Raw genomic sequence first — 17,604 nt, 5'->3', positions numbered from 1 at the left:
AGGTGACAAAGTGACAAGGTGACAAGGTGACAAGGTGACTTTTTGACAAAGTGACAAGGGTTTAAAATAAACAAATTTGTCACTTTGTCATTCGGTCACCTTGTCACCTTGTCACCTTGTCATTCGGTCACCCAGTCACCTTGTCACCTTGTCATTCGGTCACCCAGTCACCTTGTCACCTTGTCACCTTGTCACCTTGTTATTCCCAAAGGATTCTCCATGCCACATTTGACGCTGTACTACACCGCCAATTTACCTGCCCCAACCAGCTTCCAGCCGTTGCTGGCCGAATTTCACTCAATCCTGGCCAATGTTGGTGGGGTGAAAATCGGCAACTGCAAAAGCAAAGCCATTCGGGTCGAAGAGTTCTTTGTCGCCGACGGAACACAGGACCAGGCGTTTATGCACCTTGATCTCCGATTGCTTGAAGGCCGCTCCCTTGAACTCAAACAAGACATTGGGAAACACTGTCTGACCGCCATCAAAAGCGCTTTTTCCGATTTGGTGGAACACAATCGGGTTCAAATCACGGTTGAAATCCGCGACATTGAACGCCGGAACTATTTTAAGATTCCGGCGGACAGTATTGCACCGTGATTCACTCTCATCGCGTGCCGTACAAAAAAGCCCCTGGAAAATCCGGATCAACTTCCTTTTTCTTACCGCTCCATTGATCAATATCAATTCGGTAGACGGCGGTTCGAGCCAGTTCATCCTCGGTAATCGCCCGGTAATCGGTACCCGGTTTCAAGTGCGGAAAGTATTTATCAAGTAAGAGTTGCAGGCCATGGGTTGCCTCGACCTGATCTGTCACCACGCGTGCGCGCCCAAAAATCACGACACCGGCATATTCAACGCTCATCTCCAAAGCGGTCGTGGCAGGCAACAGTCTGCCCATCTCTGACACGCTAAAGCAGACGCGTTCATCACCTTCGACATTAAACCGTGTGCGGCCTTCGCGAGCCGTATGTGTGAAGATACAATGCAGTTCCGGGTCATACACAAAAATGTTTGTATTGATAAAAGGCTGCCCATGAAAAATTGTTGACAGCGAGCCAAAAGGAATTCTTTCAAGAAGTTGTTCAATCCACGCTTCATCTTCAACAGCCCGATCCCGACGACGAACCTGATTAAAAGGAATGTTTGCATACTCTTTCGCCATATTTTCTCCTCAACCAAAACCATAAATCTTTTCGTGCTTGTTCCAGAACGCAGGCCAAGTATGCCTCAAAATGGCCTTGACACAAGTGCCAATTCTGGCCACAGTGACAGAGCCACTTTTTGAATGAAGAATTGAGAATGAAGAAAGTGGTTAGTGGTTAGTACCTGATACTTGGTATTTGGTATTTGGTACCTGGTAAGTACCTTACCGAAAATTTCCAGACATTTTAACCACGAAACACACGAACGACACGAAAAGAATCAAACACTTACCCAATCCAATATCTCAGGAAACTTATGGCAAGGTACTTACTTAGGAGCCAATACCGTCAAAGAACAAAGAACAAAGCTCTAACCACTAACCACTAACCACTTTCTCAATTCTTCATTCTCAATTCTTCATTCTCAATTCTTCATTCTCAATTCTTCATCTTTATGGCCAAACACGCGACAACACCTCCTTTTGCGACCACAATCATGCTGGACCCGGCATTGGACGTGCCGCTCTACCGGCAACTCTATGATGGGTTACGTGAAGCCATCCTGGCCGGACGGCTGCCGGGAAAATCCCGCCTTCCATCAACCCGGATACTGTCGAATGAACTCAATATTTCACGCAATACCGTTATGACGGCCTTTGAGCAGCTTCTGGCTGAAGGCTATCTGGAAGGCCGAATTGGGGCAGGAACGTATGTTGCCTCCGTTCTGCCGGAAGATCTCCTCCAGGTAAAACCCAAGACCAAAAACAACACCCCGCCAGTGATCAAAAAAGGCCGTTCGCTGTCGGAACGTGGCAAAATCCTGGCTGGGACGCCAGTTTCAGCTTCGCGAAATCACGGGAGTGATATGGGGGCGCCACGTGCGTTCCAAATGGGATTGCCTGCAGTTGACCTGTTTCCATTTGAAATTTGGGCCCGGTTGATGGGTCGGCGGTGGCGGCGGCCTCCATTTCAAATGCTCGGGTATGGAGAACCCGCCGGATACCGCCCGCTTCGGGAAGCCATTGCCGGGTATCTGGGCTCGGCGCGAGCGGTTCGGTGTTCGCCGGAACAGGTGATTGTGGTTGGTGGCTCACAGCAGGCGCTGGATTTAACGGTTCGCTTGCTGCTTGACCCAGGAGATTCAGCCTGGATTGAAGACCCTTGCTACCTTGGCGCCCGTGGCGCATTTTTGGGCGCCGGCGCCAAACTGATTCCGGTTCCGGTTGATGACGAAGGCATCAATGTTTCGGTTGGCGTTTCCCGCTGTCCCGATGCCCGGATTGTGTATGTCACTCCGTCACACCAGTTTCCACTTGGAGTCACGATGTCGCTTGGCCGGCGACTGGCACTGCTTGAATGGGCCAGCCGAACTGGCGCCTGGGTGGTTGAAGACGATTACGACAGTGAATTCAGATATGCCGGGCGTCCGCTTGCTGCTTTGCAGGGCCTTGATAGTGATGGCCGGGTGATTTACATCGGGACGTTCAGCAAAGTCCTGTTGCCGTCACTCAGGCTTGGCTACCTGGTTGTACCGCCCGATCTGGTGGATTCATTTGTCGCGGCCCGCGCTCTTTCTGATCGGCATTCACCACAACTTGAACAGGCGGTGTTAACCGATTTCATAATGGAAGGCCATTTTGCACGCCACATTCGGTCAATGCGTTCACTCTATGCTGAACGTCAGGGCGTGTTGCTCGAAGCCGTCAAAGCCCGAGCCAACGGGCTGTTAAGCATTCAGCACAACGAATCGGGCATGCACGTCGTGGGACGCCTGCCGGAAAATATGGATGACCAGCTGGCTTCACACGAAGCCGGATTACAACGCATTACCACTTCGCCGCTTACGATTTATGCTTTGAATGAAATCAAACCGGGCGGGTTGATGCTCGGATATACCTCAATTCAACCCAAAGAACTGACAGAAGGAATCGTTCAACTCGTGCGAGTACTTGAGAAAATTGCGAAAAAGTGAAGGAGCGAAAAAGCGACCCATGGTTTGCTCAAATTTGGGATGCTTTTGAACATTCAACCTGACCGCGCATCCTGGCACGGGATACATCCAAACAGCCGTGGGTCAGCGTCAGCGCCACCCACGGAAATATCCCAGCCCTCGCCCGGTCGGGAAATGAGTAACGTGCGTTGGGAGACTCGTTTTGGTGGGTGGTCTGGCCAGCAATCAACTCATTCCAAGTTGGGATCCGGGGACGTTCTTTCCCAGATCGGACATCAATCAGGCAATCACCAATGGAATTTCAGAGATACCCCAAAAGGCCGGATTCTGGACGACACATCCAATCGCCAGTGCCCGAAAGGCAAACGCCAGCGTCCCGTTTGAGATTTTCCCGGCACGGTGGAGCGCCCAAATGGTTCTCCCGGTTTCGTTAGCCAGCGAACCGGTCAGTCGTTCACGAAACATCGTGTGCGGCGAACTCCCGGTTTGCGCAATCTGATAGGCCGCGATGAGCAGCAGGCTTTTATCAACCAGTTCCACGCCATACCGGTTCGCCAGTGGACCAATCGTTGCAATCACCTTGTTTCCAATTGGAACGAAATCCTGACTGGGATTTTCAATCCATTCGGCCAGGGCAATATAAACGACCAGTCCAGGTTCGAGCCCCTCGCGACGGGCGGCAAGAACCACTTGCGACACCTGTGACTGATTGAGTTCCTTCAGGTAAGGGTTCAGTGCCTGTGATAATTGAAAACTTTGCTCACGGAGCACTTCGAGTTGTTCATCTGAAAAAATATAAGGCTGCGAGTCGGTGCTCAATCGGCGGGTAACTTCTTGAACCAACTGAGGAAATCGGTTGTCAGCCGGATTCTTTTCAGCCAGTGGTGGTTCTATTCCATCATTGACTGGAGAAACTGGTGGATTTTGGGAGAGTTGTGCTCCTGTAAGTGAAGTCATCTGGCTGTGTGGACGGGTCAGCAACCAGATACTGGCTCCCCCAACAAAAACAAGCCAAATCATTCCAATCAGATACATCAGGGAGGTTAATTGAAGTCTTTTCATAATTTTCTTCATTCTCAATTCTTCATTGCTGTTGTGGCGCTTGATTTGCTCTGAGAAGAGAAATCATCTTCCTTTCGGAGCTATTGCAAATGAAGTTCCTGATTCCATTTTTCGTATGCGTTTTTCTGGTAACTGCCGGACTGGCGGCAAAATTCAGAAGAATTCCAGCAACTTCAACCCGTCTGGACGTGATTGCTCAAAACAACAAACGCAATCAGAATTTAAATCAAGCTGAGGAAATTAAATTACCAGAATCAATTCCGGCTCCAGTTGCGGCTCCAGTTTTTGAGACGCAGGAGGTGTTGCCAGCCGGGCAATTCAAGAAATATCAGGAACTTTCACCTGCCCAGCAGGAGGAGTTTATTGAGCAACAGGCCCGACGCGTGACCCGAATGATCGGCAACCGGGAAGCCGTGTTTGACCGCGATGTCGTTCGTTGCATTAAACACTATGTTGATGGCTATACTCGGCGGATGAACAGTCGGTCTGATCGGCTGTGGGGCGAGGATCTCAACCGGCTTTTTGAACGGGCGGCTACCCGATATGCCCCAGGGATTTGCAGTGCGTTTCTGGCCGAAAACGTGCCTCCCGTGGTTGGGTTGTACCTGGCCATGATTGAAAGTGAATACCACGAATGCCTGACCAGTCCGGTTGGCGCCCAGGGAATGTTTCAGTTTATGCCGGATACCGCGCGGGGATATGGACTTGATCCGGGTCAGCGATGTAACTGGCCAATCGCGGCACGGGCTTCGGCACGGTATATGCGCGACCGGATGAATGAATTTGGCACGGATTCCACCAGTGTGGCGCTCGCCATTGCCGGATACAATCGCAGTCCAAACTCAGTGTTTCGCGACCTTGAAAAAACCTTGAAGGATCGGCGATCAGAGCGCAGTTTCTGGTCACTGCTGGCCAATTCGTCACAACTCGATCATTACTTTCAGAATGAAAATTCCCGCTATGTACCTAAATTTTTTGCGGCGGCCATCATTGGGGAAACCCCCTGGGCCTTTGGATTGTCAATAAACCCGCTGTCTACCTATCGCGGGAACTAACCCGAAAACAGCTTCAAGCCACCGCACTCCACATCAGAAAGACCAGACTTTTTGCCACAGTTGAGCCTCTTACCGGCTGTTTCCCCACCTCCAATTCAATTTTCATGAGAATATCCGGTGAGTTTTATGTCTAAAGCCCTGAATCAACTGGTCTGTCTGGTGCTGGCAGTGTGTTTTTCGACTTCAACCGCTTTGGTTCACTCAACTGAAGCCAAACAATCCCAAACGTATGATTTCACTCGGGTTGATAACCTGTTGCAAAGCTCGCTTCCTGAAATCGGAGGCACTGGCTGTGCGCTCATTCTGATCCAGGATGGGAAAGTGATTTACCGGAAAGCGTTTGGAAATTTTTCTGAAAATCAGGTTGTGCCAATTGCTTCCGCTACTAAATGGCTGTCAGGGGCCGTCATTATGGCGCTGGTGGATGAAGGCAAAATTTCACTTGATGACCCAGCCGCCAAATATCTTCCGAATTTCACGGGTGACAAAGCCAATATCACGATTCGACAAATGTTTTCGCATACCTCGGGACTTCCAGGAGATTCCGATTGTACTCGCGACCGGAGCGGAACCCTGGCGGACTGCGTTGATGAAATTGCCTTGGTGCCGATGCTCGCCCCCGCTGGTTCACAATTTTATTATGGAAGCTGCTCAATGCACACGGCTGGAAGGATTGCCGAAATTGTGACTGGAAAAACCTGGGATGAGGTCTTTCAGGAAAAAATTGCTGGCCCGCTTGGAATGACTCGCACCGATTACGAAGGATTGGGCCGAACCGATAACCCGCTGATTGCCGGCGGCGCCCGCTCCTCAATTGATGATTACAGTCGCTTCCTGCACATGATTTTGAACCGTGGAGTGTTTGACGGGAAACGGATTCTCTCTGAAGCTGCCGTTGCCGAAATGCTCAAGGACCAAACCTTTGGCGTGCCGCTGGTTGGAACGCCGTATGCGAATTATTCAAACCTGGATCCCAACCTTCCCCAAACTCGCTATGGTGTTGGTCACTGGCTGGAAGTGGTTGATCCAGCAACGGGTGCGGTGGTCGAACACAGTTCGCAGGGCGCCTTTGGATGCAGCCCATGGATTGACTACCGGCGCAATCTGGTAGCCGTATTCCTGACGTTCAGTGTGCTCAACCGGGTCATGCCAACCTATCTCAAACTCAAGGACACCATTCGATCAATTATTCTGGTTTCGTCAACTGATTTGATCCTGCCCGTGGTTTCTGAAGTCATCACGTCAAAGGCCAAGATTTCCAGACTCAAAGACCCAACCATTGAAATTCGCTGGAAATCCGTAGACAACATCAGCGTGGTAACCCACGACATTGAATATGCTTCGGATGGAACGTCGTTTTCGACTGCCGTAGCAACAGGCTTATCTGGCGAAATACAAGCCTACACCTGGACGATTCCATCCAGTTTGCCGCGCTCCAAATCTGCCCGAATCAAAGTTTCTGCCCGTGACGCGGCTGGAAATGTTGGCGAAGGCATTACCCGTGGGGTTTTAATTGTGAAGTGAGCCAGAACTGAATTTATCTGCTCACACAGCCGCCTTGAAAAGAAAAGGGTTGACTCAACTTCTTCAGGTTGATCGGCGTACGGGCACCTTCACACATAATCCAATCCAAATCAGATAAAGGTGCCCTCTATGAAAATTCCAGGCGTATTGTGCATTCTGTTTCTTTTGTTCAGTAATGGATATCTCCAATCTACTCAAATCTTTGCCAGCCAAAAGCCAGTCAAGTCGAAATCATCTGACCTGGCGCTGGTCGGCGCGAAAATTTATCCTTCACCGGCTGAAAAACCGATTGAAAAAGGCGTGATTGTCATCCAGAACGGCAAAATCAGTGCGGTCGGCGAACTCGGCAAAGTGAAGCTCCCACCCAAAATCAACCGGCTGGATTGCACCGGGATGACAATTACGGCTGGATTCTGGAATTGCCATGTCCATTTCACCGAACTGAAATGGGAAGAGTCTCAGACGCTGCCAGCACCCCAACTCACGGCGCAGCTTCAGGAAATGCTGACCAGATATGGGTTTACCAGTGTTTTTGACACCGGTTCCTATTGGGAAATCACGAGTGCACTTCGACACCGGATTGAATCTGGCGAAGTTGACGGCCCACGGATTTTCACCACCGGAGAAATTATTTTCCCCAAAAACGGAGTGCCTCCGGTTGAAGCCGTCAAAGCATCAGGCGGAATTGCGCGACCAATGCCAGCAGCCGAAACCACAGAGCAAGCCGTCCAACTGGCCAAACAGAAACTCAAGGCTGGAACGGATGGGATCAAGCTGTATGCCCAAACCTTCTGGAATCCAAATTTAAAGATCCCGGTTGACATCATCAAAGCCGTCACCGCCGAAGCCCATCGTCAGCAAAAGCCAGTGTTTGTCCATCCGTCAAACCAGTATGGACTCGAAGCCGCGATTGAAAGTGGAGTGGATGTCCTGGTCCACACCACGCCGCAAACCAGCCCGTGGGATGCTGGCATCGTTGCCAGAATGAAACAGGCGAAAATGGCATTGGTTCCGACCCTGACGCTCTGGCATGTTGAACTTGAACGCGAAGGCGCGCCGCCGGAAGACCAAAAAGGATTTCAAACCAAAGGCGTCAATCAGCTTCGAGCCTATTTCCAGGCTGGCGGTCAAATTCTGTTCGGGACTGACGTTGGATATATCCCGGTCTATGACACAACTGAAGAATTCGAGCAAATGGAGCGTGCCGGGATGCGCTTCCCAGATATTCTGGCTGCGTTAACCACGGCACCGGCTGGACGGTTTGGAAAGCCCAATCAAACCGGGAAAATTTCCGTTGGAACGCTGGCTGATCTGGTGGTCCTCAAAGCGGATCCAGCCACCAACGTTACTGCCCTTTCACAGGTCAAGTACACGCTGAGGAATGGGAAAATCGTGTTTCAATCGCAAGATCAGAAATAGTACATTCCACAGGTGAGAATCATTAACTTGCTTGTAGCCTGCTATTTTTTCTAGCTTCCTGTAATTTTTTTCGAGATTTCATCACCATTTGTGACCTGATTTATCTCACAAATCCGATTTCAGTAGTAACAGCCTGTCGTTGGTCAACAGTTTGATTTTAGAGACTGGACCCTTTGTCTTCAGCTTCTCATCTAGAGTCTGCTTTGATGCCGCAGACCCTCTCCACCCTCTTACATTTCACAACAAGGAGATCCCTAGCTATGCCAGCAACTCATCTGTCAACCGGCACAATTACACTTACAGTTTCAGGACTCTGTGCTCTTTTTTTAGATCCAGATGACAAAATTGCCATGTTTGGAGTCCTTGACGAACCCTGTCATCATACCAAATTCATTGTCAACGGTTTGGATTGCAGCCGAATGGTGGGTGAAACGGTTGCCCTTTATGCGTACCATACCAGTGCGAAACGACATATCAAAACCACTGGAGAACACCTTAGACCTGGTGATAATAATGCCCTGCCTGATCCTGATGAGACGAACCAGGATGATTTTACCTGGGTGGTTGATTTTGTGGAACTACTCCAAAAGGACCCGGACACGATCAAGATAGATTATTCGCTGTTGAAAACTAAATTTTATCTGAACGATGGAGAGTTTTCGACCGGAAAACTGTTTAGCAACCGGGCAAAGAAGACCAAATTGGAGTTCCGTAAAGGAGACACGACTGTTCGCAAAGGAGCTGCGGCAGAGCATATCAAAGTCACCATCCAGCTCGACGAACACGATCATGCGGTTCTGAGGTTTGGTTCAGGGGAAGCTATGATTTTTTCAGCCGAGAGGAATTACGATATTACAATTGATAATTCTTGCCCTGAAAATGTAAGTATCACGAATGAAGGAAAGGAACCGCCAAATGATACTGAGTCTTATTCCAAGTTGATTTGCCTTGATACAGAGGACGAAACGGTTGTGGGCGATGTGGCACTTCCTGATTCTGATGACGATTCCACACCTGAAGATGAGCTTATTGATGATGGTGGTGGTGGAGTGAGCTTTCCAATGCTGTGTATCCCAAAGAGATTTGGAGGGGTTAAAAAGTTCCCCAGACCCAAATAAAACTATCAAGGGTTTAGCAATTCTTTGGTTGGGTCAGTTATACCATTTTGGGCTGAGGGTATCGGGCTAAGGGCTGAGGGAAATACAGGTTTATCAACATCTTAGCCTTTTGCTAATACAATAGGTATAGTTTTTCAGATAAATATTTCCTGGGAGCGCCGGCATCCTGCCGGCACAAAGCGGTTGATTTTCAATCAGATGCCGGCAAGATGCCGGCGCTCCCAGGGGAGAATCTTTTTCTGAAAGGCTATAGCAATTCTTTGTTTGAAGTGTTTCTCGATTTCAAGCCTGCAAAGATGGCGATTTGGAATACGTAACAACTTCAAATAAGCAGGAAAGTCAAGAGTTCCGCCTTTAGGCGGGTTTTGTATCCCAAATTTGATCTCAAAGGACACGGTGCCGCCTAAAGGCGGGACTCTTGACACTCTCTTCATTTCCAAACAAAGAATTGCTGTACGATAGGACCATTCCAAAATGATATTACAATAGGTTACGGTTTTTCAGGCTGATGAACTTTTTGTTTTTTGCCAACCAAAGAATTGAAGGATCCATCCTGAAAATGAGCAAAACAGGCAGTGGCATTCATAAGTTTTGAAGTTTTTTTGTCGCTCTCTGAGAGTGGCAAGAAGGAAAGAATTTTATCCAGGTAGTACTGACTTCGTTCCCGTTCACCTTGTAAATAATAAACCAGGGCCAGGGTGTGAAGATTGGTGATATTGCGTTCTCGGGTTTTTTCAACTGCCTGTTTCGCCAGAGAAAGAGCTTGCGTGGGTCTACGAATAGAAGCGGGAGTACAAGTGACCAGAATCAAACTTAGGGCGTTCAATTCAGCCGCAGAAGAGGTATTTTGTTCAAGTCGTTCCTGGTTATTCGTGATGATTTTGGCTGTCTCCTGGTACGCTTTTTCCGCCTGCCCGCTTGTTTCTAATATGTTTGTCAAATGGTTCAATGCTGTTACAAATTGAATCTGACTTGCCTGATTTGAAGGATTTGTACGATTAATCTGTTTGAGGAGGCTACTTGCTTTTTGATAGTATTCAATAGATTGTCGAACCTGACCAAGTTGAGCCAGGTGTTTTCCAAGATAGATATAGACCCGTCCTAATTCCTTTCCAACAACCATATTTGCAGGATCCTGGTGTTGCAGAAATTCAAAAAGTGATTGGGCCCGAGAGGCATACTTGAACGCTGAATCAAGCTCGTTTTTATGATGTAATGCTTCACAAAGAAGAAAGTAAATATAGGCGAGTTGGAACTTTCCTTCAGCATTTTGTGGATCAATTGGAGAAACCTCCTGGCAGATCGTTAATGCCTTAGTGAAATACAGTAACGCGGTCGAGTCATCAGCAACTTTCATCAAAGCAATCCCAGCCGTGCAATAAAAACTCATCAGCGTGACACGAATGGTGTGGGGAGGGAGCATGGGTTGAGCAAATTCAATAATTGATAAAGCCTTGAGTTGTGCATCACGTGCTTTCTGAAATATTTTTTGGGCGGTTTGGGTATCTTCAGCTTGTTCTTGTAAAAAATCACCAAAATACCATAGGGCGGTCCCATATCTTTGATAACTGGCCGCGAGACTTCGGTGAGCGGCTCCATCATTTGGAGTCGCCTGGATAACGGCTTCACGCAAGGGCAACATTTTTTGGAATGCTTCCAACGCCCCCTGGTAATCACCCATTTCCTGGATGAGAAGATCAGCAATTCGGCTATACCCATCGCCCAGAAGTTTTTTATACTCAAGGTTGGCTGGATATTTTGTTCCCAAGGTATTTCTGATGGCCTGGGTTTTAGAGTACTGATCAAGGGCTTCATCAAGCTTGCCGCTCCGCCGGAGAATTGATCCAAGGCGCTCATACCCCATACTCAACTCAACCTGAGCTATGGGGTTCTCTGGATTTGTTGAGGCTACTTTTTCAAACATCGCCACTGACTTACGATAGCTTTCAAGGGCACCGGGTGTGTTGCCTAGATTGGCTCCGTCCGGTCGGCCTTGCACATCGCCTAATTTCTGATACCCAAGAGCTAATTCACGGAGCCGGGTGGGATCAGTTGTCCCTTCTTGTTCAAGCACATCCAGGTATTCAAGTCCTTGTTTGACCAGATACTCGCGGACAGGTGTCGAGCCGGGTAAGGTTTCGATCTTGTCGTGGAGATCAAACAAAGCGGAGTTGGCCAGTTTTCGGACTTCCCGTTCGCGACGTTCGGCTTTGGCCTGGGCAACTTCGGCACGCAGGCGTTCCAACCGAGCAACCCTGGCCTGCCAGGTTGTAGTGAGCATGCCTCCAATCAGAGATAGGGTGATCAGTATCGCAGCGGCCACGCCAAGGCGATTGCGGCGGACGAATTTTTCGGCCCGATACCCCAGGGTATCATTGCGGGCACTGACCGGAAGCCCATTCAAATGGCGGTGAATATCTTCCGCAAATTGCTCGACTGAGTTGTATCGGCGGTGTGCTTCCTTGCGTAGCGCCTTCAAAACAATCGTGTCAAGATCACCTGTCAGTCGCCGCCGAAGTTTTTCAGGTGAACTTTCACGGGTCGCGCTGACCGCTTCAGGAGTCTGACCAGGCAGAGAGTCCGCCTTGTGAGCGGATTCATTACCAGATTGTATCGCTACCAGACTTGGTCGAACAGGCTCTTGATGACAAATAACCTGAACCACTTCATCCAGACGACCAGATTTGAAATAAAGAGGGCGGTGGCCAGTCAGTAATTCATACAAAACAACTCCAAGTAAATAGACATCGGTGGCGGTGGTGATAGCTTCACCCTTGACCTGTTCTGGGCTCGCACAAGTCGGCGTCATCGGGGTGAATCCAGTTCGGGTAAGATCGGCTTCGGTGAGATGAACTCTCCCGGCTGGCACATCGGCTTTGACAACTTTGGCGATGCCGAAATCCACCAGTTTAGGCTCACCATCATCCGTTATCAGGATATTTCCCGGCTTGAGGTCACGGTGGACGACCAGGTTTTGATGGGCAAATTGAACGGCTGACATGACTTTACAGAACAACTTCAGTCGTTCCGAGATAGAAAGTTTGTGGTCATCGCAATAAATATCAATTGGTTTTCCTTCAACATATTCCAGTACAAAATAGGGTCGCCCATCATCTGACATGCCGCCGTCAAGGAGTTGGGCAATATTGGGGTGTTGCAAGCTGGCCAATATTTGCCGTTCATTACGAAATCGTTGAATAACCGTGCTTGTATCAATCCCCCGCTTTAAAATTTTGAGGGCAACCTCTTTGCGAAATTGGTCGTCAGCCCGGACAGCTTTATACACCGAGCCCATCCCCCCCTCGCCGATTTCACGAACCAGACGGTAGGCGCCAAACTGCTTTCCCACCAGTTGCTCAGCAGGTTGAGTAGCGGCGGTTTCATCGGCAACGACTTTGAGCCCAGCTTCAAAAACTGGTTTATCAATAAACGCATCCGCCTGCTCGTGCATGGCCAGCAGTTCTTCGACTTCAACCCGAAGCGAACTATCACAACACGTTTCATTCACATAGACGGCACGCTGATTCGGGGGATACTCAAGGGCAGCTTGAAAGATCTGGTTCAGTTTTTGGTAATGCTCACGATTCATATATATCCTGTACCGGAAACAAATTCTTTTATTACCGGGCGCCGTACCCCGATCAACTCCGTGATAATTCCCTCAGCAACCAGGCACGTGCCATGCTCCATTCCCGTTTGATGGTGCTCGGTGAAAGGCCCATCATTTCGGCGGTTTCCTCAATCGTCAACCCACCAAAGAAGCGGAACTCGACAATCTGGCTTTGTTGTGGTGACAGTATTTCCAGCCGTTCAAGGGCCCCGTGCAAGGCCAGAATCTCAGCCCCAGATTCGGCTGAGACCATCAGTGCCTCGTCAAGCGAAACTTTCATATCCTTGCCCCCACGTTTGGCGGCATCACTGGCGCGGAAATGATCCACCAGGATATGGCGCATGATGCGAGATGCCAGCGCAAAAAAATGAGTTCGGTTTTGCCACTGAACTTGCTGATAGTCAATGAGTTTCAGATAGGCTTCATGCACCAGGGCTGTGGTTTGGAGCGTATTCCCTCGGCGGTTTTTTTGCATGTAATGACTGGCCAGGCCGCGCAGTTCATCATACACGATAGGAATGAGTTTTTGTTTGGCCTCTTCACTCCCATTGCTCCAATCAATCAAAAGCTGGGTTAAGTCGGTCGGAAATTGTGGGGCCATACGAATCTACCTCTACGGCATCAGAAAAGGTAAGACAAAGTGTGGGGTGAAAAGCCTGAATAGAGCTGGCCTGGTGGTTGAAAACTTGAGTTGAGAATGAAATTTTGGAATGACTTTCATTCGAGCCTGAGTCTGGATATTAATTGAAGAGCTGAAAAAAAGAAGACTTTTTTGAACTGATTTGATCAGAGTTTTTCGCTTTACCAAGTGAAGACTTGATTTCATTGAAAAGAGTTACTCTTTTTCCAATCACCCTGACAGGATAGTTTTCATTTAGCTCGTTTACCCTCTGACAGGTTTGGTATGCCCCGTCATTTCCCCAAAGGAGCCGCAGCATGAATCAGATCGTTGTTTTCCCACACCAATCGTTTTGGACGAATTTCTATACAACCACAATCAATGCTCTCCCCCCCAACTTGTTTATAGGAAGCAGTTCAATTCCCTTAAAGAGATTGTATGAGCTTATCAAACAAGTCCTTGAGCAATTTGCTGAAATGGTGCTTCGCCAGTCGGCCTTAAGTTTATTTCGGTTCAACACCATTGCCAGAGACACACCGCTTTCAAAGTACTACAGGGTGCTTGAAGGGATTGGGGCTATCGTTTTTGATGATTCGGTGGTAGATCGATTTTTGCTTGATCGAATTTTAAGGGCTTCGATTTTCGATAATATTCTGGTTCCATTAATTTCACCGATTGAACGAGGTGAAGTTGACCCTGATGATCTTGTCGAAAACCAGGGCTGGCATCTCGACCAAATCAATATCTCCGCTGCCCGGCAAAAAAACCTGCGAGGCCGGAATGTACTGGTTGGGATGCTCGACACAGGAATTGATGTGGGTCACACTGAATTTCAAGACAAAAAGATTTATTTTCAGAGGTTTAATCTCAATGGTGAAAAAGTGATCACAAACCCACACGATGCGAGCAATCATGGAACCCACGTTGCGGGATTAATTGCTGGCAAAACAGTTGGGGTTGCTCCAGATGCTGAACTGGCGGTAGCGGCAGTTCTCACCGAACCAACCTCCAGCAGGAGGTATTCTGGCTCACTCGTTCAGATCTTGAGTGGATTGAGCTGGTTAACCACAGAACTATTTGATCCAGCTTTTCCAGAAACTCCGGGCGTTGACGTGATCAATATTTCGTTTGGAATGGAACGTCAAACGCTCTATTTTTATCAGGCAATAGCCAGCTGCCGTGCAATCACTGGTACATTGACCATAGCGGCGATTGGGAATACTGGGCGATTTGGTCGCAACCTGTGTGATGTGCCAGGAAGCTATGATCTGGTAATGGGAGTTGGTGGAATGAAAAAGAATCAAAATGTCATGGCTCGTAGCGACTGGGGAAAAGCAACGGGAAATGATGAACTACAAAAGCCAGATTTGTGTGCACCAGGTGCTGGCCTTATTTCCAGTATTCCAGGAAATCGTTATCAACTTATGTCAGGAACTTCCATGGCCAGCCCAATTGTCTGTGGGACAGCAGCGCTTTTGTTAGAGCAGGAACCAACCTTGACATATGACGCCACGAGGTTGCAGGCAAAACTCCTAGCGCTGACCAGCCCATTTTCTGACCCGGATAGTGTGAAACGGGGCGGAAGAGGAATGTTGGATTTATCCAATATCTGACAACGTGCGCTTTGGGGGTCTGTTTGGGAAAGGGTGAGAGTCTTCCGCCTTTGAAAAGATGGAAGACCCTCGCTTTAAGACTTCAGATGGCTGAAAAATCTTTTCTTGAAAAAAATGTACTATCATTGACCTTTTTGCCCTTGATTTCCGCTTTCCTCCATAGAGGTTATTTTTTTCCAACACCTTCATTTGTTGTGAAGCCCAAAAAACCTATCAAGCCTGAACAGTGAAACCAATTCACAATTCACAAGGAGTATCCCCATGTCTTTAGTCAATGTTCCTGGGAGTGAAAAGGTCAGTGAAGCGTTTAAAAAGAAAGTCATTCAAATTGCCGCTCAACTTCAGACTGATCCAAATTTTCTCATGGCCATCATGAGCTTTGAAACCGGCGGATCATTTCGGCCAGACCAAAAAAATCAGGCTGGAAGCGGAGCCACAGGGCTCATTCAGTTTATGCCAAAGACAGCACAGCGGTTGGGTACCTCGACTGAAGCCCTGGCCAAAATGACCGCCGAAGCCCAGCTTGACTTTGTCGCGAAATATTTTGCTCCGTTCAAAGGCCGAATGGTGACAGTTGAGGATGCCTACATGGCGGTGCTGTTTCCAAAAGCGGTGGGTAAACCAAACTCTTTTGTGCTGTTTATTCGAAACAGACTCAGCTACCGAATGAATAAAGGGCTGGACCTGGATGGTGACGGTAAGATCACCAAAGCGGAAGCGGCTTCCAAAGTTGCAAAATTGCTCAAGAACACACCCGAGTTTGTGCCGGCGGCGCCACTGGAAGGAATTACCAGCCCGCTCCACGATAAAGAAGCGTTGCTCACCCGAGGCGACTCGGGACCTGCGGTTGCCGAACTCCAGGCGAAACTGGTCCGACTGGGGCTGTTAGAGAAAAAAGCTGGAAGCGATGGAAAGTTCGGTCCAAAAACCGAACGCGCCGTGATGGAGTTCCAACAAGACCATGGTCTTGAACCCAGTGGAGCGCTGACTTCTGAAACTGCGACGTCGCTTGAATCCGCACTGGCAACGGTTGCATCCACGAATGTTACCGTCGTATCAACTGCGGTTGATACATTGTTGCCGGCTTCGGGAACCGGCTATACACATTACCTGCGCGGGACCAATGGAAGAAATCAATATGGCCGAGCGACGACGATTCAGGCAATCCAGCAACTGGGGATCGCATGGGCAGCCGTCCACCCGGAGGTTCCATTTCAGGTTGGCCATATCAGTTTGAAAGGCGGCGGCCATTTTCCACCGCACGGATCACACCGCAAAGGGGTGGATGTGGATATTCGTCCGTTTCGCAAAGACCATAACTTGGTGGCTGTAACCATCCACGATGCCCAATATGACCACGCACTGACCAAAGCCTTTGTCCAACTGGTCAGAACCCGGCATCCAAACATTGTTATCTTTTTTAATGACCCGAAGCTGGTCAATAAAGAAACCAGGTTTGTAGATGGTCACGACAACCATCTGCACCTGCGGTTTCCCGAGTAACGGATTTCTCCAAGTCAATAAATCAGGATACGCCCGAAGCAAAAGCTTGTGAACTCGCACTTCGGGACAACCGGAATCAGGCTGCATGGCAGAGCCTTGTTTTCAAATAGAGGAGGTGTGCGATGTTGGATCAAACAAACGTTTTTGGTACGGTTGAACTCATTACGCCCAAAGAGGACGCCGATTTAGTCCGTTCCAATGCGGTTGCAAATGTGAGTGCTGTTCTTTTTGACAGTTTCAAAATTGATTTGCAGCCTGGGCAAGATTGTTTGAGTGAATCAAAGCTGTATTCGTTTCGAATTCCCATTCAAATACCTGAAGAGAAAAGTGTTATTGGCTATATGCAAACCCTTGGATTCGGGGTTCAACAGAGTACTGGAGCACGAGTTGTTATTGTGGCTGATCTGGCTGGAACAACCAATGTGCTTGAATTTCCTTATGGACGAAACCCAGATGAGCCACTGACACCGCTCCTTTTCCGCCGATTTTTTAGTGTTCAGGGACTGGATTTGGCCACTCAGGATGGGATGGGCCTGGAGGTACCACCACCCTACGAAGCATCATTGATGATTTCAGTTCAACGACGGCAATTCCCGGTCAGGCACTTAAATCCTTTAAAAGGAATAGGATAATAAATTTTATTTCCGCGCTTGGAAGATGCTGCAGATAAAGAAGTTATGAGATTTTTGTCATTAGTTGCCATGGCATATATCGATAAAAAAGCTCTAACTCTATATGGATCAATGTCTTCCAAGCGCGGAAACGAGAAAAGTTAAAGCATTGTATCTAAACCAGTTAAGTGCCTGACCGGGAATTACTGGTTCAACGACGAACTGCACAAGATTTTGCGCTGGTGGGCATTGACGGAGTGGACATTGTAGCTGTGGTGCGGTGAGTTTCGCCCTGTGTTCACCCCATGACAAATAGTGTCCAGTTCGCACTCAGTCAGACTTGTTTCATCTGGTCAACCTTGTCGTGGTGCGCCATT

13 protein-coding genes are annotated in these 17,604 nt (G+C 48.6%); 9 read left to right on the top strand and 4 right to left on the bottom strand.

Annotated elements, in window-relative coordinates; translation table 11 throughout:
* Nucleotides 1-219: 219 nt before the first annotated feature.
* Nucleotides 220-597: a 5-carboxymethyl-2-hydroxymuconate Delta-isomerase gene (locus HY774_24495; GenBank protein MBI4751654.1), complete on the top strand. Its 378-nt coding sequence runs from the start codon at nt 220-222 to the stop codon at nt 595-597.
* A 7-nt stretch (nt 598-604) separates the two neighbouring features.
* Here HY774_24495 and HY774_24490 read toward each other — a convergent pair whose 3' ends face one another.
* Nucleotides 605-1,162 (bottom strand): pyridoxamine 5'-phosphate oxidase family protein, encoded by a 558-nt coding sequence (locus HY774_24490; GenBank protein MBI4751653.1) that lies wholly within the window; start codon nt 1,160-1,162, stop codon nt 605-607.
* 476 nt (nt 1,163-1,638) lie between these two features.
* On the opposite strand from HY774_24490, the gene HY774_24485 reads away from it, so the two are divergent.
* The gene (locus tag HY774_24485; protein MBI4751652.1) at nt 1,639-3,114 is read left to right on the top strand and encodes a PLP-dependent aminotransferase family protein; all 1,476 of its coding nucleotides are present in this window, start codon (nt 1,639-1,641) and stop codon (nt 3,112-3,114) included.
* Between the two features lie 258 nt (nt 3,115-3,372).
* Here HY774_24485 and HY774_24480 read toward each other — a convergent pair whose 3' ends face one another.
* Entirely contained in the window at nt 3,373-4,155 is a 783-nt protein-coding gene (locus HY774_24480; GenBank protein ID MBI4751651.1) for a hypothetical protein, read from the bottom strand.
* A gap of 89 nt (nt 4,156-4,244) precedes the next feature.
* On the opposite strand from HY774_24480, the gene HY774_24475 reads away from it, so the two are divergent.
* The 4 genes from HY774_24475 to HY774_24460 all read left to right on the top strand — a co-directional run bounded on the left by HY774_24475 (nt 4,245) and on the right by HY774_24460 (nt 9,271).
* Nucleotides 4,245-5,210, top strand: coding sequence for a transglycosylase SLT domain-containing protein (locus HY774_24475; GenBank protein MBI4751650.1), 966 nt, complete (start codon nt 4,245-4,247; stop codon nt 5,208-5,210).
* A gap of 126 nt (nt 5,211-5,336) precedes the next feature.
* Complete coding sequence (locus HY774_24470; protein MBI4751649.1) at nt 5,337-6,734, top strand: beta-lactamase family protein; 1,398 nt, start codon at nt 5,337-5,339, stop codon at nt 6,732-6,734.
* A 129-nt stretch (nt 6,735-6,863) separates the two neighbouring features.
* Complete coding sequence (locus HY774_24465; GenBank protein ID MBI4751648.1) at nt 6,864-8,153, top strand: amidohydrolase family protein; 1,290 nt, start codon at nt 6,864-6,866, stop codon at nt 8,151-8,153.
* A gap of 206 nt (nt 8,154-8,359) precedes the next feature.
* Nucleotides 8,360-9,271 (top strand): hypothetical protein, encoded by a 912-nt coding sequence (locus tag HY774_24460; protein ID MBI4751647.1) that lies wholly within the window; start codon nt 8,360-8,362, stop codon nt 9,269-9,271.
* A 490-nt stretch (nt 9,272-9,761) separates the two neighbouring features.
* Here the strand turns inward: HY774_24460 and HY774_24455 are convergent, their stop codons facing one another.
* Nucleotides 9,762-12,860 (bottom strand): protein kinase, encoded by a 3,099-nt coding sequence (locus HY774_24455; protein MBI4751646.1) that lies wholly within the window; start codon nt 12,858-12,860, stop codon nt 9,762-9,764.
* A gap of 52 nt (nt 12,861-12,912) precedes the next feature.
* Complete coding sequence (locus HY774_24450; GenBank protein ID MBI4751645.1) at nt 12,913-13,482, bottom strand: sigma-70 family RNA polymerase sigma factor; 570 nt, start codon at nt 13,480-13,482, stop codon at nt 12,913-12,915.
* A 335-nt stretch (nt 13,483-13,817) separates the two neighbouring features.
* On the opposite strand from HY774_24450, the gene HY774_24445 reads away from it, so the two are divergent.
* The 3 genes from HY774_24445 (at nt 13,818) to HY774_24435 (ending at nt 17,248) form a co-directional block, all read left to right on the top strand.
* A complete protein-coding gene (locus HY774_24445) occupies nt 13,818-15,113 on the top strand; it encodes a S8/S53 family peptidase (protein ID MBI4751644.1) in 1,296 nt (431 codons plus the stop codon).
* A gap of 261 nt (nt 15,114-15,374) precedes the next feature.
* A complete protein-coding gene (locus HY774_24440) occupies nt 15,375-16,616 on the top strand; it encodes a penicillin-insensitive murein endopeptidase (GenBank protein MBI4751643.1) in 1,242 nt (413 codons plus the stop codon).
* Between the two features lie 122 nt (nt 16,617-16,738).
* Nucleotides 16,739-17,248 carry a hypothetical protein gene (locus HY774_24435; GenBank protein ID MBI4751642.1) on the top strand — a complete coding sequence of 170 codons (510 nt, stop codon included), beginning with the start codon at nt 16,739-16,741 and terminating at the stop codon, nt 17,246-17,248.
* Nucleotides 17,249-17,604 lie beyond the last annotated feature (356 nt).

This window comes from Acidobacteriota bacterium (assembly GCA_016208495.1).
In the GTDB taxonomy this organism is placed as follows: domain Bacteria; phylum Acidobacteriota; class Blastocatellia; order Chloracidobacteriales; family Chloracidobacteriaceae; genus JACQXX01.
Note: the sequence above shows the minus strand (reverse complement) of the source record. Positions and strands in the feature narration are given on the sequence as shown.

What these genes read in the sequence shown, in the direction of transcription:
- HY774_24450 (MBI4751645.1), bottom strand. Translation starts at nt 13,482, where the DNA reads ATGGCCCCACAATTTCCGACCGACTTAACCCAGCTTTTGATTGATTGG.
- HY774_24475 (MBI4751650.1), top strand. Translation starts at nt 4,245, where the DNA reads ATGAAGTTCCTGATTCCATTTTTCGTATGCGTTTTTCTGGTAACTGCC.
- HY774_24495 (MBI4751654.1), top strand. Translation starts at nt 220, where the DNA reads ATGCCACATTTGACGCTGTACTACACCGCCAATTTACCTGCCCCAACC.
- HY774_24455 (MBI4751646.1), bottom strand. Translation starts at nt 12,860, where the DNA reads ATGAATCGTGAGCATTACCAAAAACTGAACCAGATCTTTCAAGCTGCC.
- HY774_24460 (MBI4751647.1), top strand. Translation starts at nt 8,360, where the DNA reads ATGCCGCAGACCCTCTCCACCCTCTTACATTTCACAACAAGGAGATCC.
- HY774_24485 (MBI4751652.1), top strand. Translation starts at nt 1,639, where the DNA reads ATGCTGGACCCGGCATTGGACGTGCCGCTCTACCGGCAACTCTATGAT.
- HY774_24480 (MBI4751651.1), bottom strand. Translation starts at nt 4,155, where the DNA reads ATGAAAAGACTTCAATTAACCTCCCTGATGTATCTGATTGGAATGATT.
- HY774_24470 (MBI4751649.1), top strand. Translation starts at nt 5,337, where the DNA reads ATGTCTAAAGCCCTGAATCAACTGGTCTGTCTGGTGCTGGCAGTGTGT.
- HY774_24445 (MBI4751644.1), top strand. Translation starts at nt 13,818, where the DNA reads ATGAATCAGATCGTTGTTTTCCCACACCAATCGTTTTGGACGAATTTC.
- HY774_24465 (MBI4751648.1), top strand. Translation starts at nt 6,864, where the DNA reads ATGAAAATTCCAGGCGTATTGTGCATTCTGTTTCTTTTGTTCAGTAAT.
- HY774_24440 (MBI4751643.1), top strand. Translation starts at nt 15,375, where the DNA reads ATGTCTTTAGTCAATGTTCCTGGGAGTGAAAAGGTCAGTGAAGCGTTT.
- HY774_24490 (MBI4751653.1), bottom strand. Translation starts at nt 1,162, where the DNA reads ATGGCGAAAGAGTATGCAAACATTCCTTTTAATCAGGTTCGTCGTCGG.
- HY774_24435 (MBI4751642.1), top strand. Translation starts at nt 16,739, where the DNA reads ATGTTGGATCAAACAAACGTTTTTGGTACGGTTGAACTCATTACGCCC.